A 25,883-nucleotide genomic window follows, 5' to 3' on the forward strand; every position below is an offset into this window, starting at 1 on the left:
CTTTTTCTGTCTTTTTCTTTACAGAGTTCGCTCTTTTTTTGGAGGTTTGTGGTGCGGCTAGGTTTTTCTGTGCCGATATGAAGGGGTTTTCAGGGCCTCCGAGCCGGAAAATATAATCTTTCATTTTTTCTGGGGTCCAAGTCGAAGGTGGAGAGGGGAGTTGATGGGTTTCATGCTACCTGTTCGTGAAAAAAAACGTCATGAGCCTGTGGTGATTCAGGTCTTTGGGCAGGGTTAGTCTAGAGGAGGAGGCTGAATGAGGGGCCGTGAGGCGATTTGACGAGTTTCTCCACCCCTTAGGGATCGACAAATTGTCACCAATCAATAGGCTCCACGCCCTTATGAGCGAATGGAAATCAGCTTTGGAGGAGGCCGTGGCCGCAGGATCAGTTCTCGCCAGTTCGAAAGAGAATATTGAACAGTATCTTTTGGGCGCCACTGGAGAGGTGGCGGAACGGGCGGTTGCCGAGTTGGTGAATGAGGGGCAGTGGGAAGAGCTGAACGATCGATTCTATAAGACTCTCGAATTCGGGACCGGGGGACTCCGCGGTCGCACGGTGGGCAAGGTAGTGACGAAAGCGGAAGAAGGGGCAGGCGGCCCGCTCGAAAGACCGGAGCATCCGTGTCAGGGGACTGCTACCATGAATTATCACAATGTGGGCCGGGCGATGCAGGGCTTCATCCGTTACGTCAAAGCCAATAGCTCTGAGGAAAAACCACGCTTTGTAATCGGTCATGATACCCGGCACTTTTCCCGTGATTTCGCGGAGTATTGCGCCCGTCTTTGTGCGGAACTGGGCTGTGATGCCTACTTGTTCGAAGGGCCTCGCGCCACCCCTCAGATTTCTTATCAGATTCGCAAGGTGAAGGCCGCGGGAGGCATCGTGCTGACTGCCAGTCATAACCCTTCCTGTGACAATGGTTTCAAGGCGTATCTCGATGATGGCGGCCAGATCGTGGAGCCTGCCGCGAGCGGAATCATCGGGGAAGTCAATGCCCTGCAGAGCGCGGAATACGACGCCCTTCCTGCGGCGGAGCAAGGGGAGATTGTGACCCTGGGCGAAGAGGCCGATGAGGTCTACATGGCCGAGACCCAGACCTTGCTTTTGCAGCCCGAGCTGCTCGAAGGTCGTTCGGCCAAGGTCGTCTACACCAGTATTCATGGAACGGGCGGTCACATCGTGGTGCCGCTTTTGAAGAAGCTTGGTTTCGAGGTGCTCACTGTCCCGGAGCAAGAGGTCTCCGATGGAAGATTCCCCACCGTGGCGTCCCCGAATCCAGAGAATGCGGAGGCCCTGCAAATGGCCATGGACCTGGCTGAGAAAGAGGGAGCGGATGCGGTTATCGGAACTGACCCCGACTGTGACCGGATGGGGGTGGCTGTGCGAAACGCCGCTGGCGAAATGGAATTGTTGACTGGGAATCAAATCGGCTCGCTGATGGCTTGGTATCGCATCAAAATCATGTTCGAGAAGGGTTGGATCACTGAGTCCAATCGGAGCCGGGCGATTTTGATTAAGACGTTCGTGACCAGCACGCTACAGGACACGATTGCTCATCAGAGTGGGATTTCCGTAGTCAACACCCTGACTGGCTTCAAGTGGATTGCCGCGAAGTTGCGGAAGTATGAGGAAGCTCTCCCCAAGGACAAGGTTTCGGACTATCTGGCTCTGACGCCGGAGGAAAGTCGCAAGCTCAGGTTGGAGTACTCCAAGTTCTTCGTGTTTGGAGGAGAGGAAAGCTATGGCTACCTGGGCTCTGACTTTGTTCACGACAAGGACGGCAATGGTGCGGTGGTGATGTTTGCCGAACTCGTAGCCTACGCGGCGAGCAAGGGATGCAAAGTGACGGATCTGATGGACGAGGTTTATCGCGAGTATGGTGTCCATCTCGAGATTGGGAAATCGATCTATATGGAGGGGGCGGAAGGTGCCGCCAAGATTGCCAAACTGGCCAAGAGCTATTCCGAAAATCGTCCCGCTGAAGTCGATGGGTGCAAGGTCGCCAAGGTTCGGGATTTCAATACCGATACGATTTTCGATGAGGAAGGAGATGAGGTTCCTGCTCAGGCGATGTTGATTGTTGATTTGGAAGATGGACGCGTTTTCGCGGTTCGGCCCAGCGGTACCGAGCCGAAGATTAAGTACTATCTCTTTGGCAAAGATGCTCCCGGCGCAACCGATCTGGAAGCGAGCAAAGCCAAGGTGAAGGCTTCTCTGGAGTCGATGTGGAAGTTCATCGAGGCAGACATCGAGAAGCGGATCTAAAATTTGTTTTTTTTCTGCAACTTTTCCCGAGTTCAGAGGTTAGGACAGTTCTATGAACAACTCTCTTATCGCGGTTGGCGTTGGTGGCCTGATTTTGGGTGGAGCCGGGGGCTTCATGATGGGCGGAAATTCCGGTAATTCGGGCGCCGGAGCAGGTGGCGATCAAAACGACACCAAAACGAATCGTCCCAAGGTCGTGGCGGTGGAGTCCGGTCGAAGCAGCGAGATCATTCGTGATTTGAGAGAGGTCTACAACGAGCCGAGTCAGACCGCGCGCATTCAGAAGATGCTCGATTATTACGCAGACTTGGATCCGAGCAAGTTTGCGGAAGAGGCCGCCAAGCTTGACGAGCTGCCCTTTTCCGAGCGTATTCTGGCCTCCTATCTTTTGTTCTCCCAATGGGCGGAGGTCGATCCACTCGGTGCCTTAGCTCAGACCGACACCATGGGTCGCGGTGGAATGTTTGTTAAGCCAACTGTCCTGCAAAGCTGGGCTTCCAGCGATCCTCAAGCGGCTGCGGATTATCTGAAGGAGAATCCTCGCGACTTTGCCATGATGGGGATGATGGGTGGTGGGCGTGGTCAGGGAGCTGCTGGAACGATCGCTACCGAGTGGGCTCGACAAGACCCTGAGGCGGCATTGGCATGGGCCAAAACCCTCGAGGGGCGTGAGGCTTCCGGAGCGATTGCGAATGTGATCAAGGAAGTGGCTTCCGATGATCCCGTTGCGGCTCTATCTATGGCGAGCACTTTGGACGAAGCCGGCAGATCCGCGGCTTATGCGTCAATTGCCGAAGAGTGGGCCAAGGAAGACTGGAGCGCGATGGAGAGTTGGGCCAATGGCTTGCCTGCCGATGAACGTGACCGGGTCCTCGCGCAGGGTATCGAGGGGCTCGCACAGCGCGAACCCGAGTTGGCTGCGCAGAAAGCGCTATCCCTTGGAGAAGGGGAAGAGCGCGATCGCAGCATCGAAGTCGCTATCGAAAGCTGGGCTTCGCAAAATCCTCAGGAGGCCATGAGTTTCCTTTTGGCCAATGGCAGTGAAGACGCTCAGGAAGGAGCCATGCGCGAAGCCATGTCTCCCTTGGCGAGAACCAATCCCGCCGCAGCTCTGGAAGTGATCAATTCGCTCGAAGACAACTCGGTCCGTGACCGGGCGGTGAGCACCTATGTCTTTTCTGCCGATAGTAGCAATCCGGAAGAGACCCTTCTTCTTGCTGCCACAATTGGCGATGACGACAGTCGCGCCCGAACTGTCGGGATGGCGGCGAGCCAGTGGTTGCGTGAGGACGAAGCCGCCGCGACTGCCTATTTGGAGAGTTCCAATCTCATCGAAGCTGAGACCCTTCAGCAGATCCAAGAACGCGCCGCCAACGGCGGCGGTCGCGGTCGTGGTCGGGGTGGCAGGGGCCGCTAGGGGCGGCTCCCTCAGAATCGGGTCATCGCTTCTCTAAGGAGAGGCGGGTGACGACCCAGTTGGGGTCTTTGCCGCCAGCGTCGGAGAATTCCAGATTGAGCTCGCCGTCTCTGACTTCGACTTCACCATTCACGTAAGGGAAGGTCCCGGCGCTGGAATCGACAAATCCGATTTCCTTGCCCTCGGCAAGGACCTTCATCTTGTCGTGAGGCCTGCTGCGGTCGCCCATATTGATGGTGATGGCCCAACGACCATTGGCCAGCTTGTGGTTCAGCTGAGCTCGGTTTGCGCTGAAGATGAAGTCGCGGTTGATGTTGTTAACCCCTCGACTGGCACCCCGGTCGCGGGCTTCCAGCTGGCTGCCAAGGCTCCAATTGATGTCTCCGGAGGTATCGGGGGTAATGGTCTTCCATCCACTTTCCACCGGAGAGCTTTGAGGCCCCAAGTCGTAGTTGTAGGTCTTCAGAGTTGTATCGACTGCAATCGGTCCATCCACTGTTACATAGACCGCCCCCCAGTCGCTGAGGCCGCTGGGATCGAATACTTGATAGTGGAAAAAGTCCCGGCCCACGAAGCCTTTTGGAGGAGTATAGACCAGTTCATTCCTCCCCCCTGGACCGGTTCCGGGGGACAGGGTGACCGCGCCCCCGTGATAGCTCACCGAATCTAACAGACGAGCGTCGAGGGGGTCGTTGTTGCAGTCGTAATCGTTTGCGATGACGTCGATGGTCAGCGGCTCATGGTCCTTGCAGAAGGCCAGGTCACGATGACCATAGGGGCGGATAGGGCCGGGTTCTGGCACGGGATCACCGAAGCGCCTGCGTTCGTTTCGGATCTTTGAAACCATGTTGGCTTCTTCAGTAGAGAGGCGTCCGATATTATGATTTCCCCCTCCGTGCATGATGCTGACGTGATAGTCATTTCCTCCTGCAGAAGTTGCCCCTCGGTTGTTTCTCGGGCGTGCTTCGTAGAAAAATCCCGATTTGTTGTTGTGATGAAGATTCCATGAATGCCCAAACTCGTGGGCAATGGTGCCATCGGCCCAACTGGTAGCGCCCCTGCCGCAGGAAAGCGCGTATTTTCTACGGGAGCCGACGGTGTTGACGTAGGCGATTCCCGAAGGGGCGGAGTAGACGTGATAGACGGCCAAGTCGTGGGTGTTGCCTACTTCGTCTGCATTATTGTTCCAATAGTTCATGAAGGCATCGAGGCCCTCGCGTGAGTTCCTCGTGATCTGATTCCTCAAAGGATCTTTCTCCGCATCGGTGCGGATAATGACCGTTCCCAGCCGATGCTTGATTCCTGCGGAGTGGAGGAAGCGGGCGTCCAAATTACTTACGACCGATTGGGCTGAAGCTTTGGCCTTCTCCAAGCTGCTTCCATAGGTGTCAGCAAGAAAAGCGCGGGAACCAATCTCCACTCCAATCTCGAATTCCAAGACGTCCATTTTTCGCTCGGGAGGGAGAGTCGCGGTTGATTTCGACTCCAGTGCGACTGTGCTCATCGCAGGAGAGAAGATGGAGAACACGGGGCCAATGGAGGCAGCCAGCTCTTCGCTTTCGGCGACTGGCGAGGTCGTGCCCTCGGTGTAGTCGCCGCTGGTGCCGATTGATAGCCGGTGACTGTTTCCCTGTTCGCCGGTGGGTTCGATCACGATGGACTCCTCGCCTGGGCGAATGATGAATGCCGAGAGTCCGCGTTCCGAGAGAATGGCGCTTACTGTTAGATTGGGGTGTCCGTCGACATGACCCAGGTAGCTGCTGTCGGGGCCGGTTTGGATCTCAGTGAGTTCGTCGCCACCACTATCTACTAGAATTCTAGTATTGGCTCCAAAGATAGAGTTTTTCTTCAAATGAACCGTCAAGTCGTGGCCGAAGCAGGGGACTTGAAGGGAGAAATTTTGGGGTAATCCTGAAGGCAAGGTGAGTTCGGCCAATTGGCTCGCGGCCTTTGCCGTCCGAATCAAACTGGAGGGCGAGGGCTGTGGTTCGTGCGAGCCTTCGTGACAATAGGAAGTGGTCAAGGTTGTCGCGAGCAGAGGGGCCGCTAGTCGGGTGGCGTAGAGTTTCATGATCGAGTGAAGGAAAACGAATTTCGTTACAGCCCTTTACTGCCGATCATCAGGCTCATTGCCTGCGCAAAATGAGTCTTTTCCAGTCTTACCGCCGGTGCTCGGAGCGGTAGGTTCGGGGGGTGACTCCGGTCTTTTGCTTGAAAAGATTGGCGAGCCCGGAGGCGGTCCGGAATCCAGACTGCTCTGCGACCTGTTGAAGGCCCAAGTCGGTCGTAGTGAGCAGGTGCTTGGCGAGGTCAAAGTGCACGCGCCAGATCTCGTCGTGCAAGCTGTGGTGGAACTGGTGGCGAAAACGATTCTCTAGCGAGCGCCTCGAGATGGAAGTGGCCGCGACCACGTCGTTCACCTTGATGGTCTTGTGGGCATTCTCGTAGATGTAGCGCAAAGCCTTGACCAAGTCTGGGTCTTCGAAAGCGTAGATGTCGGATGAACGACGGGTGACGACACCGGTGGGAGCCACGAGCAAGGGTTCATTGGGTCGTTCCTCTCCCGCCATCAACCTGGAGAGAAGGGACGCCGCCTCGAAGCCACGCAATTCCATATCGCAATCGACGCTGGAGAGGGGCGGGGTGCAGAGTTCGCAGAGTTGTTTGTGGTCTCCGATTCCCAGAACCGAAAGATCTTCCGGGACGTTGAGCTTGGCGAGGTAGGCTGCTTCCAAGACGCTGGCAGCCCTCCGGTCCGAGGGGCAGAAGATGGCGCAGGGAAGGGGGAGAGTTTTGAGCCAATCGGCAAGTGCCTGTTCCTCTCCCAGAGGATTTTGCAGAATAGAGGCACGATGGCCATGTTCCTCCAGCGCCTGGACATAGCCGGTTGCGCGATTGCTGGAAAAGCTTGCTTCGGTGGCTCCCGCGAGGGCGAAATTCTTAAAGCCGCGATTGAGGAAGTACTCTGCCGCCAAGCGTCCACAAGCAAAGTTGTCGCTGATGACCGAGGTCTGGTAGGACTCGTAGAAGCGCCCCGCAACATTGACGACCGGAATATCCCGGCTCCTCGCGGCCTCGAGAAAGTCATTGTCGGAAATGGTGCAAATGATTCCGTCTCCCTGCCAAGTCGCGACCATTCTCGCCAATTCCGAGCGCTCGCCATCGAAAAATGAAACCCGCCAGCCGGGATGGGAGTGGACCCACCTGGCCAAGCCATTGAGGATGCGAGGTCCGTATCCATGGAGAGCCTCCACCATCAATCCTACCCGTTTTTCTCGCGCTGCCATTTTCGTATTCTACGTCCTTAAAGTTTTCTCTGCGTCAGAGGTCTTCGTATCCCTCTGACAACGGGGGGCGAGGAGTCTCCCGAATTGCGACAAGTTGCGCAATCATTAAAGTAGGCTCCCCGTTTTTCGGTTTGGGGGAAAATGGCATCCTCCGAATTGGCGGCAGGAGAGAGGCTAGGAAGCGGTGGAAACGAGGTTTGTGAAAAGGTTCACGCTGGCAAGAGTCCAGACTACCACTCGCAACCAATTGAGGTGGGCTAGTAGTGCGAGCTTGGAGGGCACCGGGCGGATTGCGATCTGATTATGGAGGGGAACAAAAATGAGGATGGTGAGCAACCAGGTTGCGGCGGCGCATCCCAGCGACATCGAATGACTGAAGTTGTTGTCTTCCAGAAACAATTGCAGCGAGGTCAGCAATTCCACCAGCATGAGGGGGAAGACGATGAAGGTGATATTGCGACTGTGAATGCGGTGGAAGCGGGGCCAGTGGGGAGCTTCCACGAATTTGAACATGGGGTAGTGGACCAACTGAATGGTCCAGATGAGCCCGAATAGAGCAAATACAGAAAAGGCGTGGGTGATTTCGGTTGTGTCCAAGAGCTCTTGCTACCACGGCAGAGGTTCGAGAGCTAGATCGAGGCCTGTTCTATCATGCCACCGAATGCTTCTTCATCGAGCACGGCGACTCCCAGTGATTGGGCTTTCGTCAGCTTGGAACCAGCCTTTTCTCCCGCGAGAAGGTAATCCGTATTCTTCGAAACAGAGCCGCTGACCTTGCCGCCTTGCTGCTCGATGAGTTCCTTGAAGTGGTCTCTCGATTGAGAAAGGGTACCTGTAATCACGAAATTTTTTCCCACGAACGGCGAATTCTCGGCTTCGGGAGAGAGCTCCGGCCCTTTGGGGGCAAAGTTGTTTGAGGCCGGATTGATCTCCAATTCCTCAAGTCGCTCGAGGACAAACTTACCGGCCTCGGAGGCGAAGTAGTTCAAAAAGGACTGCGCGGCCACAGGGCCCAGGTCGGGTGTGATCTTAACCTCGGAAAGCGAACCTTTCAGAACGGCGATTTCGTTTTTGAGTCTTTCGTATTGTTTCTGTCTCTCCGCCTTTTCGGTTTCGTCGGCGGGAGGATTGCTTTTGTTGCGAGGTGAGATTTGTCTTTGTTCGTCCTCCAGAGCGGCCGCTTGTGCAATGACGGGCAGGATGGTGCTTTCGCTCAGGCTGGTGAGATTCTCGTGTAGTCGGCTCAATTCCTTGGATGTGGACTCGCCGATGTGTGGAATTCCCATCGCGAAAAGCCAGCGATTGAGTGGCATTTCGCTGCGGGCGCGCTCAAGAGCATCGAGGAGAGTCTGCGCTCTCTTCTCCCCGAATCGACGTTCCTTGGAGGCGGCTTCGCCCTCGGCCGTTTTGGCTGGGTCGAGCATTAGGTTAGCGAGGTCATCCAAGGTGAGGTCGAAAAGATCCAGCGGAGTAGGAGCCAGACCTGTTTCAACCAGTTTTTGAGCGACGGCTTCTCCCAGTCCGTCCAGGTCGAGCGCTTTACGTCCACCGAAGTGTTTGATGCTGGTGACCGCTTGGGCGGGACAGGCGAAGTTCACGCAGCGCCAAGCCACGAAGCCCTCGGGTTTTTCGATCGGACCGTGGCAGGATGGGCAACGATAATCAACGTGTTCGGGTAAGGAGAAAGGCCTGCTGTTCGGCTTTCGCTTTTCTAAAACCACACGTTCGATGGCGGGGATGATTTCGCCTGCTTTCTCCACCACAACGGTGTCCCCGATACGGATGTCTTTTCGCTGGATCTCTTCCTCATTGTGCAAGGTTGCGCGTGAGACCGTGGTGCGTGAGACGAAGACAGGGGCCAACTCGGCAACCGGAGTGAGAACCCCGGTGCGACCAACCTGAATGGTGATGGCCTTCAGCAGAGTTTCCTTTTGTTCGGGTAAGAATTTGTAAGCGCAGGCCCAGCGGGGAAAGCGTGAAGTTGCTCCCAACTCTGCGTGGAGCGAGATATCGTTCACTTTGACGACTGCTCCGTCAGTAGCGTAGGGGAAGTCATGGCGGTCAGAATTCAGCTGCGCCACGGCTTCCAGCAAGCTCTCTCTATCGGCGGCTTTCTTCAGCCATTTCGTAGCCTTGAATCCGTAGGTAGGAAGCAGTTGGTGAAACTGCTCCATGGTCTCGAAAGTGCGCGGTTCGACTTTGCCGAAGGAGTGAAAGATGCAATCGAGAGGACGGGCTGCGACCAGTTTGGGATCGAGCTGCTTCAGGGTGCCTGCGGTCGCGTTGCGAGAGTTCACGAAGGCCGTTTCCCCTGCCTCATCGCGCTGTTCATTGAGTTGGGCAAAGTCCAAATCGTTCATGAACACTTCACCGCGAACTTCCATTAGGGCGGGAGCTTCAGGAGGCAAGGTCAGAGGGATAGAGCCGATTGTGCGGATGTTGGCAGTGATGTCGTCGCCGGTAGTGCCATCGCCTCGGGTGGCGGCGTAAACGAGTTGATGATCGCGGTAGAGAATGGAAACTGCGACACCGTCAATTTTTGGCTCGATCGTGAGAGCTGTTCCAGGAGCGAGATTTTTTTCAAGTTTCGCAAACCAATCTGCCAGGCGCCCGGCGGCCGCGTGCTCTGGAATCTCGGTTGGAGCAGCGAAAAGGCTCAGGCCGTCCCCGTGGTTGGGAAGCTCGATTTCAGATTCCTTCAACTCGTGCACATCTTCGATGGAGAGCATCGGGACGAGGTGATCGATTTGGGAGAAATGCTCCAGCGGAGTTCCGCCCACGCGTTTGGTGGGGGAGTTTGGGTCGTCGAGCTCGGGGTGAGCTGCTTCGAGATCCTTCAGTTCATGGAAAAGCTTGTCGTAGGCTGCGTCCGAGATTTCGGGCGTGGCTTCATTGTAATAAAGGCGATTGTGGCGATGAAGCTGGTCACGCAGCTCGGCAATTCTGGCAGCAGGAGTCACAGGCCGATCTTTGGACCAAGTTGACGGCAAAGGATAGTTTTTTTGCCAGCCTCATTGGCATTGTCGGAAGGGATTGCGCCTTTCGCCTTTGACTGTGGAACTCAATAGCGGGCGCCCAAGACCTTAGGGACGCTTTCTTCGCAAAAGAACCAGCGCGGATAATCCAAGCAGGGCGGAGGCAGAGGGCTCCGGGATTGCGTTGAGCTGAACATTGTCGATCAAAAGGTCGGCCGTCGGAGTCGGGCTCGTTCCGCCATTGCTGATATAAAGCTTCAAGTCATAGCCAGCTCCCGGAGAGTTGGTAGGCATCAGGAGGTCGACGCAGTAGGTCTTCCAATCCACCGAAGAGAGCAGGTCACTTGGGCTGATTTGACTCCCTGCGGAGGACTGCACACCGTCGATGGTGAAGTCGCCTGCATAAAGGTCGGCTAAAGCGGTGACCGTCGTCTCGTCACCGGAAGAGGTGTTATACCAGCTGTATTCGTAAACCAAGCTGGCCAGCCCTCCTTTGTTCTCCTCATCAGCGGCAGCGGCATCGACGCAGATGCGGTAGGTCGAACCGGGCGTGAGCACCCCGGAAGAGAAGGTTTGGTAGGCGCAACCGTATTGGCCTAGAGCAAGAAAGCGGTCGCCGTCGCTTGCTAAAGATGAATTGTCAACCCAATGACTTCCGTCGCGATCCCACGAATCGACATCCTGGTCATACACGGTTGTGGCATCCGCACTGGACCCAAAGTAGGAGTCGTTCGCGGAAAAGTCTCCGTTCTCAAATGAAAAATTCTGGGCTGAAGTTGATAAACTGGTCGCAAGGAAGCCAATAAGGGGAAGGGATGAACAAGAAAATTTCACAGGTAAGGTGGGGGTGAACGGCAAGTAGTTTAGCCTCAACCGACAGCGATGACAATGGTTAGTTTGTCCTTAAGATCTCATCACATGGACTAAAAAGAAGCTCATAACTTTTCGTCGTGAGCTCCCATTGCTCCTATGCCTGAAACTGCCCGCCGGAGAATCGGGGGGATGAGGAGGGGGAAGTGATTTCGCGAAAACCCTTTTAGAAAGGCTTCATCACGCCCAGGTAGGCGGCAATGAGTCCGAGGACGATGACTCCGGCTCCAACTCCGACGGGAGGGAGGAATTTTTTGCGCGCCAGCGTGAGGCTTGCACCGAATCCCAGCCAAATCACAATCTTGGCCATCCACCAGAACTGGTCCATGGGGGGCTTTTGCAACATTCCGAATCCGGTGATGAGCATCAAAACCAGGGCGATGCCGTGGATCATTCCGGTTGCTTTCTTCCAGCGTCCTTGGGTATCGGCAATTGCCAACCCGAGAGAGAGAAAGATACACATGACTCCAACCAAGTGGATGAGTTTGAACGTGAGAAACATGGTTTAAGCGTAAGTTTTGATCTGAGGAACAGCGGCGAGAAGCTTTTGCGTATAAGGATGAGCGGCTTCGTTAAAGACTTTTTCTGCAGTTCCGTATTCAACGATTTTTCCTGCATACATCACGGCAATGTTATCCGCGATGTAGCGCACGACCGAAAGGTCATGGGAAATGAAGATCATGGTCAGGTCGAGTTCGTCCCGAAGTTTGAGCAGAAGATTAAGGATCTGGGACTGAATCGAAACGTCGAGAGCCGATACAGGTTCGTCGGCGATGACCAGCTTGGGTTCCGGAGCGAGCGCGCGGGCAATGGCAACCCGCTGGCGCTGTCCGCCGGAGAATTCGTGGGGATACTTGCGCATGTGACGCGGATCGAGACCCACGGTTTCCATCAGCTTGATGACTTTCTTGGTCATTTCACTCCGGTCTTTCAAAGCAGATGGGTGGCGCCGTGCGATGGCTTCGGCCAGCATGGAGAAGACGGTCATCCGTGGGTTGAGTGAAGCATACGGGTCTTGGAAAATCATTTGGAAGTCCAGCCGGTGCTTTCGCACTTCACTTTTTCTCAGAAGGGTAAGAGTCCGGTCCTCCAGAATAATGCTTCCCGAAGTGGGTTGCTGGAGCTGCATGACGGTGCGGGAGAGGGTGGACTTGCCGCAACCGGATTCGCCCACCAATCCGAGAATTTCGCCTTTTTCAAGTGCAAGGGTAACGCCATCGACGGCCTTGACCACATCGCGGCCGCCTTTGCCGAGGAAGCCACCGTGACTGGGAAAATGAACTTTGAGGTCGTCTATACGAAGAAACACGGGCGGGAGGCTAGGAGCTGAGGTCCAGAGTGAAAAGCGCGGAGTGTCGGGCTGTCACCTTTTCTGAAAAGATTCGCCAGTCAGGCTTGAAGACTGGACGGGACTTGAGTAGACGAACGGCATGTCGAAAAAGCCTGTGGTGTTGATTATTCGGGACGGTTGGGGCCTCAATCCAGGAGGTGCCGCGACTGCGGAAAAGGATGGCAATGCCGTCGAGTTGGCAAATACCCCGTTTCACGATCAGGTCTTGTTGCCCAAGTATCCTCGCGGCTGTGTTTCGGCTTCGGGTCTCGATGTTGGTTTGCCGGAAGGGCAGATGGGCAACTCGGAGGTCGGACACCTCAATCTGGGAGCCGGGCGCATCGTCTATCAGGACCTCACCCGTATTAACAAGTGCATCGCGGATGGCGAGCTGGGGCAGAACGAAGTTTTGAAAGAGGCATTCGCCCAAGCCAAGGGCAAGCGCCTGCACTTCATCGGCTTGCTTTCCGATGGCGGGGTGCACAGTCATCAGGATCACCTGGTGGCGTTGGCGAGCGAGGCCAAGGCTGCGGGAGTGGATGACATTTTTGTTCACGCCATCACGGATGGCCGCGACACCTCCCCGACGGGAGGGCAAGGTTACTTGGGCGAGGTCGAGGTGAAGCTAGCCGAATCCGGTGCGCGCATCGCGACCGTGATCGGGCGCTACTATGCCATGGACCGGGACAAGCGCTGGGAGCGAACCCAACTGGCCTGGAATGCCATCGTCGATGGCAAGGGGGAGAAGAAGGATGTCCTCGCCAGCGAAGCGGTGGCCGAGCAGTATGAGCTGGAGAAGACCGACGAGTTCCTTATGCCCATGATTTTCGACGCGGCCAATGAGCGCCGGGTCAACGATGGCGACGTGGTGATCTTCTTCAACTTCCGGGCCGACCGGGCGCGCCAGTTGTGCGAGGTCTTTCTCAAGGATGGGTTCGATGGATTCGATACCGGTGGCGTGCCCAAGGTGCACTTCGTCACCCTGACCGAATACGACGAAACCTACGGCGTGCCCATCGCCTTCCCATCCCAGTCCATGGACAACGTTTTGGGTGAGGTCGTGGCAGCGGCAGGAAAGAACCAAATGCGTATCGCGGAGACCGAGAAGTATCCGCACGTGACTTACTTTTTCAATGGTGGTGTCGAGAAGGAATTCAAAGGCGAAGAACGCTTCATCATTCCCTCGCCCAAAGAAGTGGCGACTTACGACGAGAAGCCGGAGATGAGCGCCGAGGAGGTGGTCTCGACCGTGGTGGAAAAGTTGAAGAACTACGACCTCGTGATTCTCAACTTCGCCAACCCGGACATGGTGGGACACACCGGAATCGTGGAAGCTGCCATGAAGGCGGTGGAAACCATCGATGATGCGGTCAAGCAGGTGGTGGAGGAGACTTTGCGCCTTGGCGGGAAGCTGTTGATCACTGCCGACCACGGAAACTGTGAGTTCATGCGCAATGCCGATGGCTCCCCGAATACCGCGCATACCACGAACTTGGTTCACGCCATCTATGTCGCTGACAATGCGCAGAACTATTACGTCGCGGACGGCATCTTGGCAGATATGGCTCCGACTCTGTTAGACATGATGGGCTTACCCAAGCCCAAGGAAATGACCGGAGAGTCTTTGCTGAAAAAGTAGCGCCGACAAATCTTTCCCAAGCCGCTTCCTGTTCGGGAGGCGGCTTTTTTGTTGCCGCGCTTCAGCCCATGATTTCCAAGGCCTGAATCGGGATGGCTTCGGAGTGCAGGGCCTTTTCCAAATCCAGATTGGCGGGCACGCGCGACATTAGGATTTGGAGACGCTGGGAGGTTTGCTTCCAGAGGGAAAAGTGACGCTGATAGGCCTTGAGGTAATTCTTGAGCACGCGTGGTTCGATGCGGTGGGGATGACGCGTGGCGCGTTCGGCGTCGACGAACTCGTAGTTCCCTTGCCAGTCGGGGTTGGCTTCACTTTCCAGAAAGGGGACAAAGAGCAGGGGTGTTCCCTGGCGTGCGCCGAGAAGGTGCAACACCGCAGCCGGGTCGCCGGGGAAAAGCAGGTCGGAGAGAAGCACGCGGAACGAGCTTTGACGCAGGGGAACCGAGGATAGATTGAGGGCTCCCGCGGGATCTTCCTTTTGCAGTTTTTCCGCGACAGTGAACCACTGATGGGTGGCGACGGCTTCGTTGGGCACCAGTTGGTGGGCGGCTCCCGAGACGAGATGAATGGTTAGCGCGGCCCCGGCCCGGAGGGAGGATTGGGTGAAGAAGGCTAACAGCTCGGCGGTGCGGGCGGACTTGGCTTCGTCCAAGAACATCGAGGGCGAGACATCGCAGATGAGGTCGATGACGGGGCGGACCTCCTCGCGATAGAGCTTCATGGTATACTGTCCGGTGCGCGCATAGGCCTGCCAGTTGATGTGGCGGGGGTCGTCACCGGGCACATAGTTGCGGTGATCCTGAAAGTCCATCGAGGAGCCGGTGCCAGCGCCTGCAAATTCTCCCGAGCCTCCGCGCCAGACTTTGCTGCGCATTGGCAGACGCATGCGATTGGCGCAGGTGGAGGCCTGGGTGTAGGCGGATTTGAGGGCGTCGGGTGTCATGAGGGGGTGTTCGGGTCAGGAATCTCCAATTCTTCACGCTCCAATTCGGTCAACTTGTGCAGAGGACGACCAGCGGAGATGAGACAGGCCAGAATGTAGGCCGCCGCAGAGACCCATGCGATGAGAATGCAGATTTTGTCCGAGGTGTAATCCGTGAGCAAAACCTGCACATGGGGAATGAAGCAGAAGACCCAGGTCACCATTTTGACGTCTCCGATATCGTTCAGGAGTAAAAGTAAGGGAATCAATCCAAAGAGCAGCATGGAGAGGGAGAGGTAGGCCACCATGCGATTGGCGATGCGCTTTTGGATCAACTGCACCACGGCATGGGGGAGGTAGAGCATCCCTGTGAACACGCCGAGAACTCCCCACATCTCGTAGCGGGAAAAGTCACGCAGCTCATCACCCATCAGCAGACTGATTCCGATCAGGAGCGCGATGAGAAAGAGATGGAAAAGCGTTCCCGTGCCCCAGCCCGGAGCCAGGAGTCGGGCGGCCACTCGACCAAGGGGACCGAAGCGCAGGAAGGGTCGCAGCACCACTGAGGGATACTCCGAATCCTCGGTGAAAAAGTCCAAGGACACCATCGCGAGCAAGAAAAACGCTAGAAGCCAAGCGGGCTCGTGATTTACGGCATGGAGGGCAGCGAAGGTCAGGGGAATCACCACGAGCGAAATCAGACGCTTGCGGGTGGCCCGGTTTTCTGCCGATGGAGCAATGGTGGTGGCCGCCACTTCGAGGAAAAAGTAACCCACAAAGGTGGCGACGAGATAAGAGGCCAAGAGCGCGAACCATTCGTTGCGCGAGTTGGGGGAAAAGAGAGCCAACAATTCATCAAACCCCGCGAAAGAAAGGTAGCCGATGGGCCAAATTAGAACCAGGCCTGCCAAAAGCGGAATGGCGCGAATCAGGGCGAGGGTGGAGGCGGAAAGACCAACCGTAACCGCCGTCAGCACTCCCGAGAATAGGAAGAGGGTGAAGAGGAGCAGTAGCTCGGAGAACAACTGCATGCCCCCAAAAAAGTAACGCAGGATGAGATAGGGAATGATGGCAAAGAGCACCAGCGCGGTCTGCCCCATGATGGAGGACCATTTGCCAAACACGATGCGCCACGCCGAAAGTCGGGTGAGGGACATCAGGTCAATGGTGTCCCCCTTGACCTCGCTGGAGATCGCGGACATTCCCCGCAACGGTTGCACCACGAGAACGGCGAGCGAGAAGAAAAAGAAGATGATGGAGGAGACGAAGCCACCCGCATTGGTGTCGGCGGCCGCGGTGGTGAGCAGAATCAGAGCGAGGAGACCCTGCAAGATGAGAAAGAGGATGACAAAGGTGTGGGTGCGGAGGCCTTGGCGCAGTTCCTTGACCAGCATGGGGCTGAACCAGTCGGAAAAATCATTGAGTTTTTCCATCGGAGACGGAGGGAGCGGGGGGGGGCTGGCGCTGGGCGTATCCTCGGGCATCGGGGGAGACTTTGAGGAGAACACGGGCAATTGAAAAGGCAATACCCCCGCAATCCAGTCCTCGATCCGGCTTTCCTTTGTAAAAAGGATTTGCTATCCGCCGCCCCCCCAAGTAACCTAACGCCGTTAACCTGATTAACTTTATCAATTTACTCAAGTATGATTCCTGAGCATGCTCCTTTTTCTCCCGACCAGCGCCAAGCCTTGAATGGCTTGCTGGCCGGATTCGATCCTAGCCAACGCTGGTGGCTGGGCGGATTTCTGTCGGCCAGTTCGGGAATGCCTGCAGTCGCAGCAGCCCCCGCAAGCAAAACGCCTCTGACTGTGCTATATGGCACCGAGTCAGGGAACTCCGAGGCGCTCGCCGCCCAGACCGTGAAAGCGGCCAAGAAAAAGGGGTTCAAGGCGGTGCTGAAAAATATGGCCGATTGCCAGCCCGCTGATCTGGAGAAGGTTGAGAACCTACTCGTCATCGTCAGCACTTGGGGCGAAGGCGACCCGCCGGAAGCAGCGGAAGAATTCTACAAGTCCCTCATGGAATCCGAGGCGGACTTTTCCAAAGTGAAGTTCTCAGTCTGTGCCTTGGGGGATACGTCCTACGAGCGCTTTTGCGAGACTGGAAAGCAAGTCGATGCCCGCCTCGAGAAATTGGGAGGCCAGCGAATCGCCCCTCGGGTCGATTGCGACGTCGACTACGAAGAGCTCTCCGACCAATGGGTGGAAGCCGCTTTCAAAGCGCTCGCTCCGGAACCCGTGGCGGCCGCGCCGGTTGCTTTTGCCGCTCCGGCGGTGGCGGGAGTGGAGTATGGCAAGAAGAAGCCGTTTCCTTCCGAGTTGCTCGACAAAGTTCTCCTCAATGGCGAGGGCTCGATGAAGGAGACTTGGCACTATGAGTTTTCCCTCGAAGGTTCCGGCCTCGTTTATCAACCAGGCGATGCCTTGGCCGTGGTGGCGAAAAATGCGCCCGACATGGTGGAGGGCATTCTTTCCGCTGCCAAGCTGACCGGGAATGAAGAGGTCGTGCTCAAGGGGGGAGAAACCAAGGTGCTGGCCGATGCCCTGCGCGAAGACTTGGAGATCACCGTCTTGTCCAAGGCCATCCTCAAAAAGCTGCTCGCGGTAGCCCCTTCGGACAAGCTGCAAGCGCTCCTAGGGGACGAGTCCAAAGAAGAGCTCAAGAGTTATCTCTGGGGTCGCTGGATTGCCGACGCGGTCCGTGACTTTGCCCCGAATGGATTGAAGGCAGACGAGCTAGTCAGCATTTTCCGTAAGATGCCGCCGCGCCTTTATTCCATCGCCTCCAGCCCACTGGCTCATCCCGATGAAGTTCACCTCACCATCGCTTCTGTTAGATATGAGTTCGATGGTCAGCCTCGCAAAGGGGTTGCCTCGACTTACCTGGCGGATTTGGTTGAGAAGGGCGGGGAAGTGGAGCTCTTTGTGCAGCCGAATAAGAATTTTCGTCTACCGGCGTCTGACGAAACTCCCATCATTATGGTGGGACCTGGAACCGGAGTGGCTCCGTTCCGTTCGTTCGTCGAGCATCGCGGCGAGTCCGGTTCCAATGGAGGCTCTTGGCTCATCTTCGGCGACCAGCGCTATAGCTACGATTTCCTCTATCAGCTGGAGTGGCAGGACCACCTCGCCAGCGGGGCTCTCAGCAAGCTGGACGTGGCCTTCTCCCGGGACCAACCGGAGAAAGTCTACGTGCAGGACAAGATGCGCGAAAAGGCGGCCGAACTCTATCAATGGTTGCAAAAGGGCGCGCATTTCTATGTGTGCGGCGACGCCAGCCGCATGGCCCACGATGTTCATGAGGCCCTCCTCGACATCGTTGAACAAGAAGGCGGGATGTCCAGCGAAGAGGCTACGGAATATGTGGCCCAGTTGAAGAAAGAGAAGCGTTACCAACGTGACGTTTACTAAAGAACAAACCTTTAAAAGATTATTTAGACCATGAGTGAAAAACTCTCAGCCAACGAAGGCATCAAAACCCGTTCCAATTACCTGCGGGGAACTCTCGCGGAAGGTCTCCAGGACCTTTCCACCGGCTCTCTCTCGGAGGACGACCAGCAGCTGCTGAAATTCCACGGAACCTATCAGCAGGACGACCGCGACATCCGCGCTGGTCGCCGCGCCCACAAGCTTGAAAAAGCCTACTCCTTCATGATTCGCATCCGGGTCCCCGGCGGCGTGACCACGCCCATCCAGTGGCAGGAAGTGGATCGCATGGCCGACCAGTTTGCCAATGGAACCATCAAGTTGACCACCCGTCAGGCCTATCAGTTGCACGGGGTGATCAAGTCCAACTTGAAGCGCACCATCAAGGAGATCAACGACACCGCGATGGACACTATCGCCGCTTGCGGAGACGTGAACCGCAACGTGATGTGCTATCCGAATCCCTATCTCTCCTCGGTTCACGCGGAGGCGCTGAAGATTTCACAAGATATCTCTGAACACTTAACTCCCCAGACCCGCGCCTATCACGAGATTTGGTTGGATGGGGAAAAGGTGGAGTCGAGCGAGGAAGAGGTGGAGCCGATCTACGGGAAGACCTACTTGCCACGCAAGTTCAAGATTGCAGTCGCGATTCCTCCCTCCAACGACGTCGACATCTGCGCGAACGATCTGTCCTTTATCGCTATCGTGGAAGAGGGCAACATCGTCGGCTACAACGTGGCGGTCGGAGGCGGATTGGGCATGACCCATGGCGATGAAAAGACCTTTCCCCGCGCGGCCAATGTGATCGGTTTCTGCAAGCCGGAACAGGTTGTGGATGTGGCCGAGAAGGTGGTTCTGGTGCAGCGTGATTATGGTGACCGCACCAATCGCAAGCACGCCCGCTTCAAGTATACTATTGAGGACCGTGGTGTTGATTGGATTTTGGCGGAGCTGAACAAGTATCTCGGTTACGACCTGGAGCCTGCGCGTGACTTTGTCTTCGAAGACAATGGCGACCGTTTCGGTTGGATGGAAGACGATCGCGGCAGATTTCACTACACCATGTTCGTGCAAGGAGGACGGGTGCTGGACACCGAGGCCTATCCGATGCGCACCGGCCTGCGTGAGATTGCCAAAATTCACGAGGGAGACTTCCGGCTGACCGCCAACCAGAACCTCGTGATCGCGGACATCGCTCCCGAGAACAAGGCCGAGATCGAAGCCCTGATGGAGACCTACGGCATCGCGAGCAGTCACGAACGGAGCGCCTTGCGCTTGTCCTCGATTGCTTGCGTGTCACTGCCGACTTGTGCTTTGGCTTTGGCTGAAGCCGAACGCTATCTCCCCGAAGTGATTGAATCGTTGGAGGAGAAGTTGGAAGAGGTCGGATTGCGCCACGATGCCATCACCATCCGGATGACGGGTTGCCCCAATGGTTGCGGGCGTCCTTTCTTGGCCGAGATCGCTTTCGTCGGTCGCGGACCGGGACGATACAATCTTTATCTCGGTGGAGGACACAACGGGATGCGCTTGAACAAACTCTATCGCCAGGATCTGTCCCAAGAAGATATTCGCAAAACCCTCGATCCAATTCTGGAGCACTATGCGAAGGAAAGAAATGACGGGGAGAAGTTCGGGGACTTTGTGATTCGCAAGGGTTACGTCGCCGCTACCGAATGGGGAGGCGACTTCCACGACAACATTAAGAAAGAGGCTTTTGCTTCAGAATAAAGGTGAACGAGACTCAACAAATCAATGGTGCTCAACGCACTGATGTCGCTGCCTTGTCTGATGAGTTGGCTCTTCTCTCCGCAGGAAAACGAATTGAGGAACTTTCGCAGCGCTTTCCCGGTCGGGTCGTTGCCAGCACCAGCTTCGGTCTGCAGGCGGCGGTCATGCTCAAATTGGTCAAAGACCATGCACCCGAGGTTCCGGTGGTGTTCATCGATACGGGATATCTTTTTGACGAGACCTATCGCTATGCGGTGGAGTTGAGTGAAAGCCTCGGTCTCGATATCAAGGTCTACCGACCCAAGTGGAGCCCGGCATGGCAAGAGGCGGTGCATGGCAAGCTGTGGGAGCAGGGGGCGGAAGGGAACGAGAAGTATTCTCTCCTCAACAAGGTCGAGCCCATGAACCGGGCCATCGAAGAGCTGGGTGCACAAGTCTGGCTCAGCGGGCTGCGTCGCAGTCACTCCAAGACCCGGGTGGAACGTCCTTTTGCGGAGCAGCAGTCCAAGACCATGAAGGCCTATCCCATCCTCGATTGGGATGACGAACAGGTGGAGAACTACTTCCGAAAGTATCAACTCCCCAAGCATCCTCTCGCGGACGAATACGTCACTATGGGGGATTGGCATTCGACCAAGAAAGTCTCCGAAGCGAACTCGGCGGAGGAAACCCGCTTCGGGGGCGAAAAATATGAGTGCGGTCTTCACCTCAATTCCGGGGTGACCGATTTCCAAATCTAATTTTCCCTTTTTTCCGTTGGGAAAGTCTCAAAACCTCTCAATAATTAACTGACATGATTGCAAACAATATGGTCGATACCGTGGGCAACACGCCCCTCATCAAGTTGCCCAAGATTTCGGAAGAAGCGGGCGCGGAAATTTTTGTGAAAGCGGAGTTCTTCAACCCGCTCTTCAGTGTGAAGGACCGGATTGGCAAGGCCATGATCGAGACAGCCGAGCGTGATGGCAGCTTGAAGCCAGGCGGCACTATCATCGAGCCCACCTCCGGCAACACCGGAATCGCGCTCGCCTTCGTGGCTCGCTCGAAGGGCTATCGTTGTATTCTCACCATGCCCGAGACGATGTCGATGGAACGTCGGGTTTTGCTTCGTCTCTTAGGGGCCGAAATCGTACTGACTCCCGGACCCAAGGGCATGGGCGGCGCAATTGCGATGGCGAAGAAGTTGTTGGAGGAACACGGTGAAGGCTCCTTTGGCCCCAGCCAGTTTGACAACCCCGCCAACCCCCAAGTCCACCGCGAAACTACCGCTGAGGAGATCTGGAAAGATGCCGAGGGCAAGGTCGACGCTTTCGTCGCGGGCGTTGGCACCGGCGGAACGATTTCTGGAGTAGGCGAAGTTCTCAAGTCACGTGGTGGAACTCACATCGTGGCGGTCGAGCCAACAGCCAGTCCTGTTATCTCGGGTGGATCGCCTGGTCCTCACAAAATTCAGGGAATTGGAGCCGGCTTCATTCCCGGCAACTTGAATACCGAAATCATCGACGAAGTGGTGCAGGTCACCAACGAAGACGCCTTCGCAACCGCGCAACGTCTCGCTCAGGATGAGGGTCTGCCTGCGGGTATTTCCACCGGAGCCAACGTGTGGTCCGCGATGCAGATTGCGAAGAAGTTTCCCGGAGGTCGCATCGTGACCGTGGGTTGTTCTTCCACCGAGCGCTACCTCAGCACGCCATTGGCCGAGGCGGTCAAGGAAGAGGTCAGCAATCTACCGACTCACGAAATTTAAAGTCTCATTCTCCGGTTACCCATTTTCCAAACCCTTCGCTCTCACTGAGCGAAGGGTCTTTTTTTTTGAAATTTCAGCCAAGCATAAGAGGGAGCTGGTTTTGAAGGCCAGAGGATTGCTGAGAATTGCTGAGAACTCGCGACTAATTGGTTGGGTGAACTTGAAAATTTGTAAAACTTGATTAAATGGAAGCAAAAAATATTTACAAATATTAAAAACTTTGTCATGATTCAGATCCAGTGAGTGTTTTCAGCGTTATCAGATCATTTCTTTTGTGCGGAATCTGCCTTGTCGCGGTTCTAGCGAATGCCAACGGGGCGCATATCGTAAAAAAGGGGGAAACCCTCTACTCGATAGCGACTGCCAACAAGGTTTCGGTTCAGCGCTTGATGAGTGAAAACGGAATCACAAAGCCAACGAGCTTGCAGATCGGGAGAAGACTCACCATTCCCGGAACCAGCAGCAAGAAAAAGACTGCCAGCATCTCGCTGAAAACTTCCACCGTCACTCGCTCGTCAAGTAGTGTAACGAAATCGAAAACCGTCATCATCGATCCCGGACATGGAGGTCGGGACAAGGGCGCAGTCTGGGGTGGGGTGCGCGAGTCGGACTTGAACCTGAAAACCGCTTTCAAGCTGGAGTATTACCTCAAGCGTGCTGGTTACAAGGTGGTGATGACTCGGCGGAGTGACAGGTATGTGTCGTTGATGAGTCGTGCGGCGATCGCCAATCGCTATCGCAATGCGGTATTTGTTAGCATTCACTATAACGCGACACGTGAAACCTGGGTTCATGGCGGAGAGACTTTTCACGGCGGTTCGAGCACCAGTCGCTATCTTGCCTCCTCTTTACAGCGCAACTTGGTCAGCCATTGCAAAGTGAGGAATCGCGGCGCGCGCTATGCCGGATTCACCGTTCTGCATAATACCAAATGTCCGGCCGCATTGGTTGAGTGTGGATTCATCAGCAATGCCAAGGAACGGGCTCGTTGCAACACCTCCTCTTTTCAAGACGCGGCTGCTCGTAGCATTCTGGCTGGAATCGAGCGCTGGGACCGGGCTTACTAGAAGGGCACTTCGCTCCAGACAGCGAGGAAGCTCTTGGCCTTCCCGGGGTCATTGATAGCAAGACCTGTTGGCAGCTCGCCTGACAACTCTTTGGTGCGGTGGATTGTGAGTTGTCCCACGGAATCCGGCGAAAGCTTCCGTCGCAGGTTGTGGGCGATTCTTCCCATAGAACAGCGGGCATTGACTTCGACGATTGGTCTCACCTGTGCGAGCGAGTTCTCGGATTGGTAAAACAGAGCGTCAACGGCGACTGGTCCGTGGTAGTGAGGGAGGAGAGTAGAGAGGGATCGGGGTAGGAGCCGTTTATAGAAGGCCGGTCCTGAGTAGTGCTTGCCTCCGGCAGAGATGCAATCCTGATGAAAAAGGATGGTGAGGTCCGAGGGAAAAAGATTCCCGATTTTTGGAGCGACTTGGGTCCCTCGATAATGTCCCCTGGAATCGGTGATGAGACGGGTGAAAGCCAGAAAGCGGACATCGCCATTTTGTGAGATATCGTAAAGGGCGGAGAAATCGAGGAGGCGGGGGAGCAGGGGTTCGATTACGAGCGCATCTTGCTCATTGAGAACCTTCTCCAACCACGACTGAGTTCTTTCTTGGGGTGAATTGCGCTCGATGGCCAAGTGACCTCGGCCTGCACAGCCGAGAGAAGGTTTGAGGAGGAGAGGGCCTGTGACGAGGTTGGTCTCAATAAAAGATTGGGCCTCCCGTAGGCTCGAGAATGTGTGGCTTTCATTATTGGATACATCGAGTTGTTCGACGATTCGGGAGGTGAGTTTTTTTGAAAACTGGTCAGTTGGCAGTGGCTCGCGCCAGGGATGAAGCGTGTTTGAGGTTGGGTTGTCAGCCAAGTTCTCGAAGAGTTTGCTCGAATCCGGAGACCAAGCCCAGGGGCAAAACCCTCCCAGCTTTCGAGTCGCGAGCTCGTCCTTTTCATGCAAAGGCAGAATCTCAGGGAGCGGAAGGCCCGCGTCCTTGAGAGTCTTGAGATGATGGGGCGAAGGGGGAATCCGCAAGAGAGCCAGATCATCGGGATGGGCGTTGGCGAGGATGAGGGCTTCCAAATCTTCCTCAAGGTGTCGGCTGGCCTTGTTCCCTTGGAAGGCCGTTCCCATCGCGGAGGCTGCGGCGTGGGCTTCGCAGTTGGGATTGAAAAAATGGACGAAGGGGGTGCGGCCGCGCGAGCGCTGATAGATCTGCAATTGTTCGATGAAGCTGTCGTCGAGGCCTGCCTTTTTTCGGCCCTCGCGGTTGAAAGGAATCCCGCCCGGAGCCTTTGCTCGCACGGGTGTCAGGGGATGGGCCAAGGAGCGGTGCCAGGCATCCCAGTCCGTCTCCTGTTGCTTCTTGAAGCGCCGAAGCCACTTCAGCCCGTAACCGACATGCGCGATCTCGTCTTTGTAGATCTGCGCGAGAAGCCCGGAAGTCGTTTCGTCACCGACCCGGGCAAAGGCCTTGGAGTAATGGTTGGCGTAGTCGAGGTTGCTTTGCTCGAAGGTGAGGGACAGCCGCGAGACATACTCGATGGGCGAGGTCATGGGCGCGATGTGGTCCCAGATCATACGAGAGAGACTGTGCTCGCCAAAGACCGTTCCAGTGGCGGCCATGCGGTCGAGGTAGAGCCGGGTGTGCTCTTGTTCCTCCTGTAAAGTGTGGAGGAGACCCCGGCGAAAGGCATCGGGCGCGTCGGGAAACTTGAGCAAAGCGAGCGCCATCAGCTCGACCGCGATGAGCTCGTGATTGCAGAAAAAGTGAAGCAAGACCGAGCGATGATCCTCGTCACCAAGTTGCTCGGAGGACGGGATTTTGGTCCGCGTCTCGCCGCTGCGGCGAGGCATCAGAAGCTCGGGTCGTCCCGGCAGGTCGGGGGTCTGGTAGCTGCCCTTGTGGGGCGGATCGAGAGTCATCCCCGCAGGAGGCGGAGCCAACTTGCCCTCCAGAGTCTTGGCTAGGAGGATGCTCTCGGCGTATTCGCGAACGGTCATGGGTGGTCTGGGCAAGGCGAAGTCGCAAAAACCTCGCTTGCAACAGCCGCAGCACGCTACATCACCGCGTGCAACTGGGCGAGGGAAAGCACGGTGTAAGAGGTCACCAGGACGGGATCATTCTCCCACCAGCGGGAGTTGGAGTTGATCCAAGATCCGTCCTCGCGCTGATTTGCGAGAAGCTTGCGGGTCAGGTCCAAGCGCCAATCGGCTTCCTTGCCATCTGGCAATTTCAACTTGTCGACGCCAGCCGCGGAAAGTGCCTTCGCAATGGTCTGATAGTAGTAGTAGAGACCTTGCTCACCAAGGCCTGGATTTTCCGCGAGGGTGTAGTTGCGACCCAGCCAGTCCAAGACCGCGACGATGCGTGGGTCGTCTTTTTCGAGATCAGCATAGATGAAAGAGAGAAGGCCGGCGTAGGACATTGAGCCATAGGAGCGCAGTGCGACCGTTCCGTCTGGTAGCTCTTGCTCGCCTGCCTTGCTGTCTGCGGGAAAGTAGACAAAGCCGCCTTTGTTATCCGGATCATCAGAGGCGAAAGGCTGGTCGTTGGTTTCGGTGAGGTTTTGGCAGCGGGAGACGAACTGCAAGGCGGCTTCCCAATCCAGCTTGGGCTGCTTGCCGTGCTTGGAGTCCGTCGCCAGTTGCTTGCTGTGGTAAAGAGCCTCCAGGGAAAGGTAAGTGTTGGACATATCGGAGTGGGGATAGGAGCCCCCGTAGCCGATGCCCCCATCGAACTGGTCGTCGGTCTCGCCCTTGTTGCCCCAGTCGGTCTGCTGATTGATGAGGAAAGCACGCGCGCTGAGAATGAGGGGCTCGTCTTCCTCTTTGCCCAGAGCGAGAAAGGCTATCATTGAAGTCGAGGTGTTATAAGTGGCAAGGCCTTTGCCGTAGATTCCTCCGTCAGGCTTTTTACAGCTGCGCAAAAAGTCGAATCCTTTGCTCACCCACTCGGGAATCTCTCCGTCGTGGTCGAAGCTTGGGTCGCGGAGCACTGCGGTGAGCGCCAAGGCCGTGACTGCGGGTGTCTTGGGATCTCCCCAGTGGCCCTCGGGCTGCTGCTGCCCCTTCAGGTAAGCAACGCCAGTCGTGATGGCTCGCTCGGATTCGAGCTTGAGCGAGAGGTAGTGATTGGCGACTTCTTTGTTCTCGGTCACCTCTTGGGCGCCGAGAGTTACGGTGGCCGCGATGAGCGGTAGGAGTGCTTTTAACATGGTTCTA

At 56.1% G+C, this 25,883-nt stretch carries 19 protein-coding genes; 8 read left to right on the top strand and 11 right to left on the bottom strand.

What is annotated here, in order from left to right; genetic code table 11:
- Positions 1 to 341 precede the first annotated feature (341 nt).
- Both IE099_RS05655 and IE099_RS05660 read left to right on the top strand, forming a co-directional pair.
- Positions 342 to 2,267 carry a phospho-sugar mutase gene (locus IE099_RS05655; RefSeq protein ID WP_189568165.1) on the top strand — a complete coding sequence of 642 codons (1,926 nt, stop codon included), beginning with the start codon at positions 342 to 344 and terminating at the stop codon, positions 2,265 to 2,267.
- A 52-nt stretch (positions 2,268 to 2,319) separates the two neighbouring features.
- The gene (locus IE099_RS05660; protein WP_189568167.1) at positions 2,320 to 3,684 is read left to right on the top strand and encodes a hypothetical protein; all 1,365 of its coding nucleotides are present in this window, start codon (positions 2,320 to 2,322) and stop codon (positions 3,682 to 3,684) included.
- Between the two features lie 22 nt (positions 3,685 to 3,706).
- Here IE099_RS05660 and IE099_RS05665 read toward each other — a convergent pair whose 3' ends face one another.
- From IE099_RS05665 to IE099_RS05695, 7 genes are all read right to left on the bottom strand, one after another.
- Complete coding sequence (locus IE099_RS05665; RefSeq protein WP_189568169.1) at positions 3,707 to 5,755, bottom strand: Ig-like domain-containing protein; 2,049 nt, start codon at positions 5,753 to 5,755, stop codon at positions 3,707 to 3,709.
- Between the two features lie 88 nt (positions 5,756 to 5,843).
- Positions 5,844 to 6,971 carry an AraC family transcriptional regulator gene (locus IE099_RS05670; RefSeq protein ID WP_189568171.1) on the bottom strand — a complete coding sequence of 376 codons (1,128 nt, stop codon included), beginning with the start codon at positions 6,969 to 6,971 and terminating at the stop codon, positions 5,844 to 5,846.
- A 174-nt stretch (positions 6,972 to 7,145) separates the two neighbouring features.
- Complete coding sequence (locus IE099_RS05675) at positions 7,146 to 7,568, bottom strand: hypothetical protein (RefSeq protein WP_189568174.1); 423 nt, start codon at positions 7,566 to 7,568, stop codon at positions 7,146 to 7,148.
- A gap of 32 nt (positions 7,569 to 7,600) precedes the next feature.
- Positions 7,601 to 9,931, bottom strand: coding sequence for an NAD-dependent DNA ligase LigA (gene ligA / locus IE099_RS05680; protein WP_229809405.1), 2,331 nt, complete (start codon positions 9,929 to 9,931; stop codon positions 7,601 to 7,603).
- Between the two features lie 123 nt (positions 9,932 to 10,054).
- Positions 10,055 to 10,780: a PEP-CTERM sorting domain-containing protein gene (locus IE099_RS05685; RefSeq protein ID WP_189568178.1), complete on the bottom strand. Its 726-nt coding sequence runs from the start codon at positions 10,778 to 10,780 to the stop codon at positions 10,055 to 10,057.
- Positions 10,781 to 10,982: 202 nt separating this feature from the next.
- Entirely contained in the window at positions 10,983 to 11,318 is a 336-nt protein-coding gene (locus tag IE099_RS05690) for a hypothetical protein (RefSeq protein WP_189568181.1), read from the bottom strand.
- A 3-nt stretch (positions 11,319 to 11,321) separates the two neighbouring features.
- Complete coding sequence (locus tag IE099_RS05695) at positions 11,322 to 12,125, bottom strand: ATP-binding cassette domain-containing protein (protein ID WP_189568182.1); 804 nt, start codon at positions 12,123 to 12,125, stop codon at positions 11,322 to 11,324.
- Positions 12,126 to 12,246: 121 nt separating this feature from the next.
- Here IE099_RS05695 and gpmI point away from each other — a divergent pair, with 121 nt between their 5' ends.
- A complete protein-coding gene (gpmI, locus tag IE099_RS05700) occupies positions 12,247 to 13,785 on the top strand; it encodes a 2,3-bisphosphoglycerate-independent phosphoglycerate mutase (RefSeq protein WP_189568183.1) in 1,539 nt (512 codons plus the stop codon).
- Between the two features lie 61 nt (positions 13,786 to 13,846).
- Here gpmI and IE099_RS05705 read toward each other — a convergent pair whose 3' ends face one another.
- Both IE099_RS05705 and IE099_RS05710 read right to left on the bottom strand, forming a co-directional pair.
- Complete coding sequence (locus tag IE099_RS05705; RefSeq protein ID WP_189568184.1) at positions 13,847 to 14,728, bottom strand: DUF58 domain-containing protein; 882 nt, start codon at positions 14,726 to 14,728, stop codon at positions 13,847 to 13,849.
- Positions 14,725 to 16,140 carry a hypothetical protein gene (locus IE099_RS05710; protein WP_189568185.1) on the bottom strand — a complete coding sequence of 472 codons (1,416 nt, stop codon included), beginning with the start codon at positions 16,138 to 16,140 and terminating at the stop codon, positions 14,725 to 14,727. Before IE099_RS05710 ends, IE099_RS05705 begins: the two co-directional genes overlap by 4 nt.
- 210 nt (positions 16,141 to 16,350) lie before the next feature.
- Between IE099_RS05710 and IE099_RS05715 the strand changes: the two genes are divergently transcribed.
- From IE099_RS05715 to IE099_RS05735, 5 genes are all read left to right on the top strand, one after another.
- The gene (locus tag IE099_RS05715; RefSeq protein WP_189568186.1) at positions 16,351 to 18,117 is read left to right on the top strand and encodes an assimilatory sulfite reductase (NADPH) flavoprotein subunit; all 1,767 of its coding nucleotides are present in this window, start codon (positions 16,351 to 16,353) and stop codon (positions 18,115 to 18,117) included.
- 30 nt (positions 18,118 to 18,147) lie between these two features.
- Positions 18,148 to 19,866 carry an NADPH-dependent assimilatory sulfite reductase hemoprotein subunit gene (locus IE099_RS05720; protein ID WP_189568188.1) on the top strand — a complete coding sequence of 573 codons (1,719 nt, stop codon included), beginning with the start codon at positions 18,148 to 18,150 and terminating at the stop codon, positions 19,864 to 19,866.
- A gap of 2 nt (positions 19,867 to 19,868) precedes the next feature.
- Positions 19,869 to 20,606 (top strand): phosphoadenylyl-sulfate reductase, encoded by a 738-nt coding sequence (locus IE099_RS05725; RefSeq protein WP_229809406.1) that lies wholly within the window; start codon positions 19,869 to 19,871, stop codon positions 20,604 to 20,606.
- Positions 20,607 to 20,659: 53 nt separating this feature from the next.
- A complete protein-coding gene (cysK, locus tag IE099_RS05730; RefSeq protein ID WP_189568190.1) occupies positions 20,660 to 21,613 on the top strand; it encodes a cysteine synthase A in 954 nt (317 codons plus the stop codon).
- Between the two features lie 389 nt (positions 21,614 to 22,002).
- Entirely contained in the window at positions 22,003 to 22,680 is a 678-nt protein-coding gene (locus tag IE099_RS05735) for an N-acetylmuramoyl-L-alanine amidase (RefSeq protein ID WP_425606166.1), read from the top strand.
- Here the strand turns inward: IE099_RS05735 and IE099_RS05740 are convergent.
- On the bottom strand, positions 22,677 to 24,662 hold the full coding sequence (locus IE099_RS05740; protein WP_189568192.1) for a DUF455 family protein: 1,986 nt from the start codon (positions 24,660 to 24,662) through the stop codon (positions 22,677 to 22,679). The genes IE099_RS05735 and IE099_RS05740 overlap by 4 nt on opposite strands.
- A 56-nt stretch (positions 24,663 to 24,718) precedes the next feature.
- Positions 24,719 to 25,876, bottom strand: a complete 1,158-nt coding sequence (locus IE099_RS05745; protein ID WP_189568195.1) for a prenyltransferase/squalene oxidase repeat-containing protein — start codon at positions 25,874 to 25,876, stop codon at positions 24,719 to 24,721.
- Between the last annotated feature and the right edge of the window lie 7 nt (positions 25,877 to 25,883).

Origin of the sequence: Roseibacillus persicicus, assembly GCF_014651675.1 — a bacterium.
Taxonomy (GTDB): Bacteria; Verrucomicrobiota; Verrucomicrobiia; order Verrucomicrobiales; family Akkermansiaceae; genus Roseibacillus; species Roseibacillus persicicus.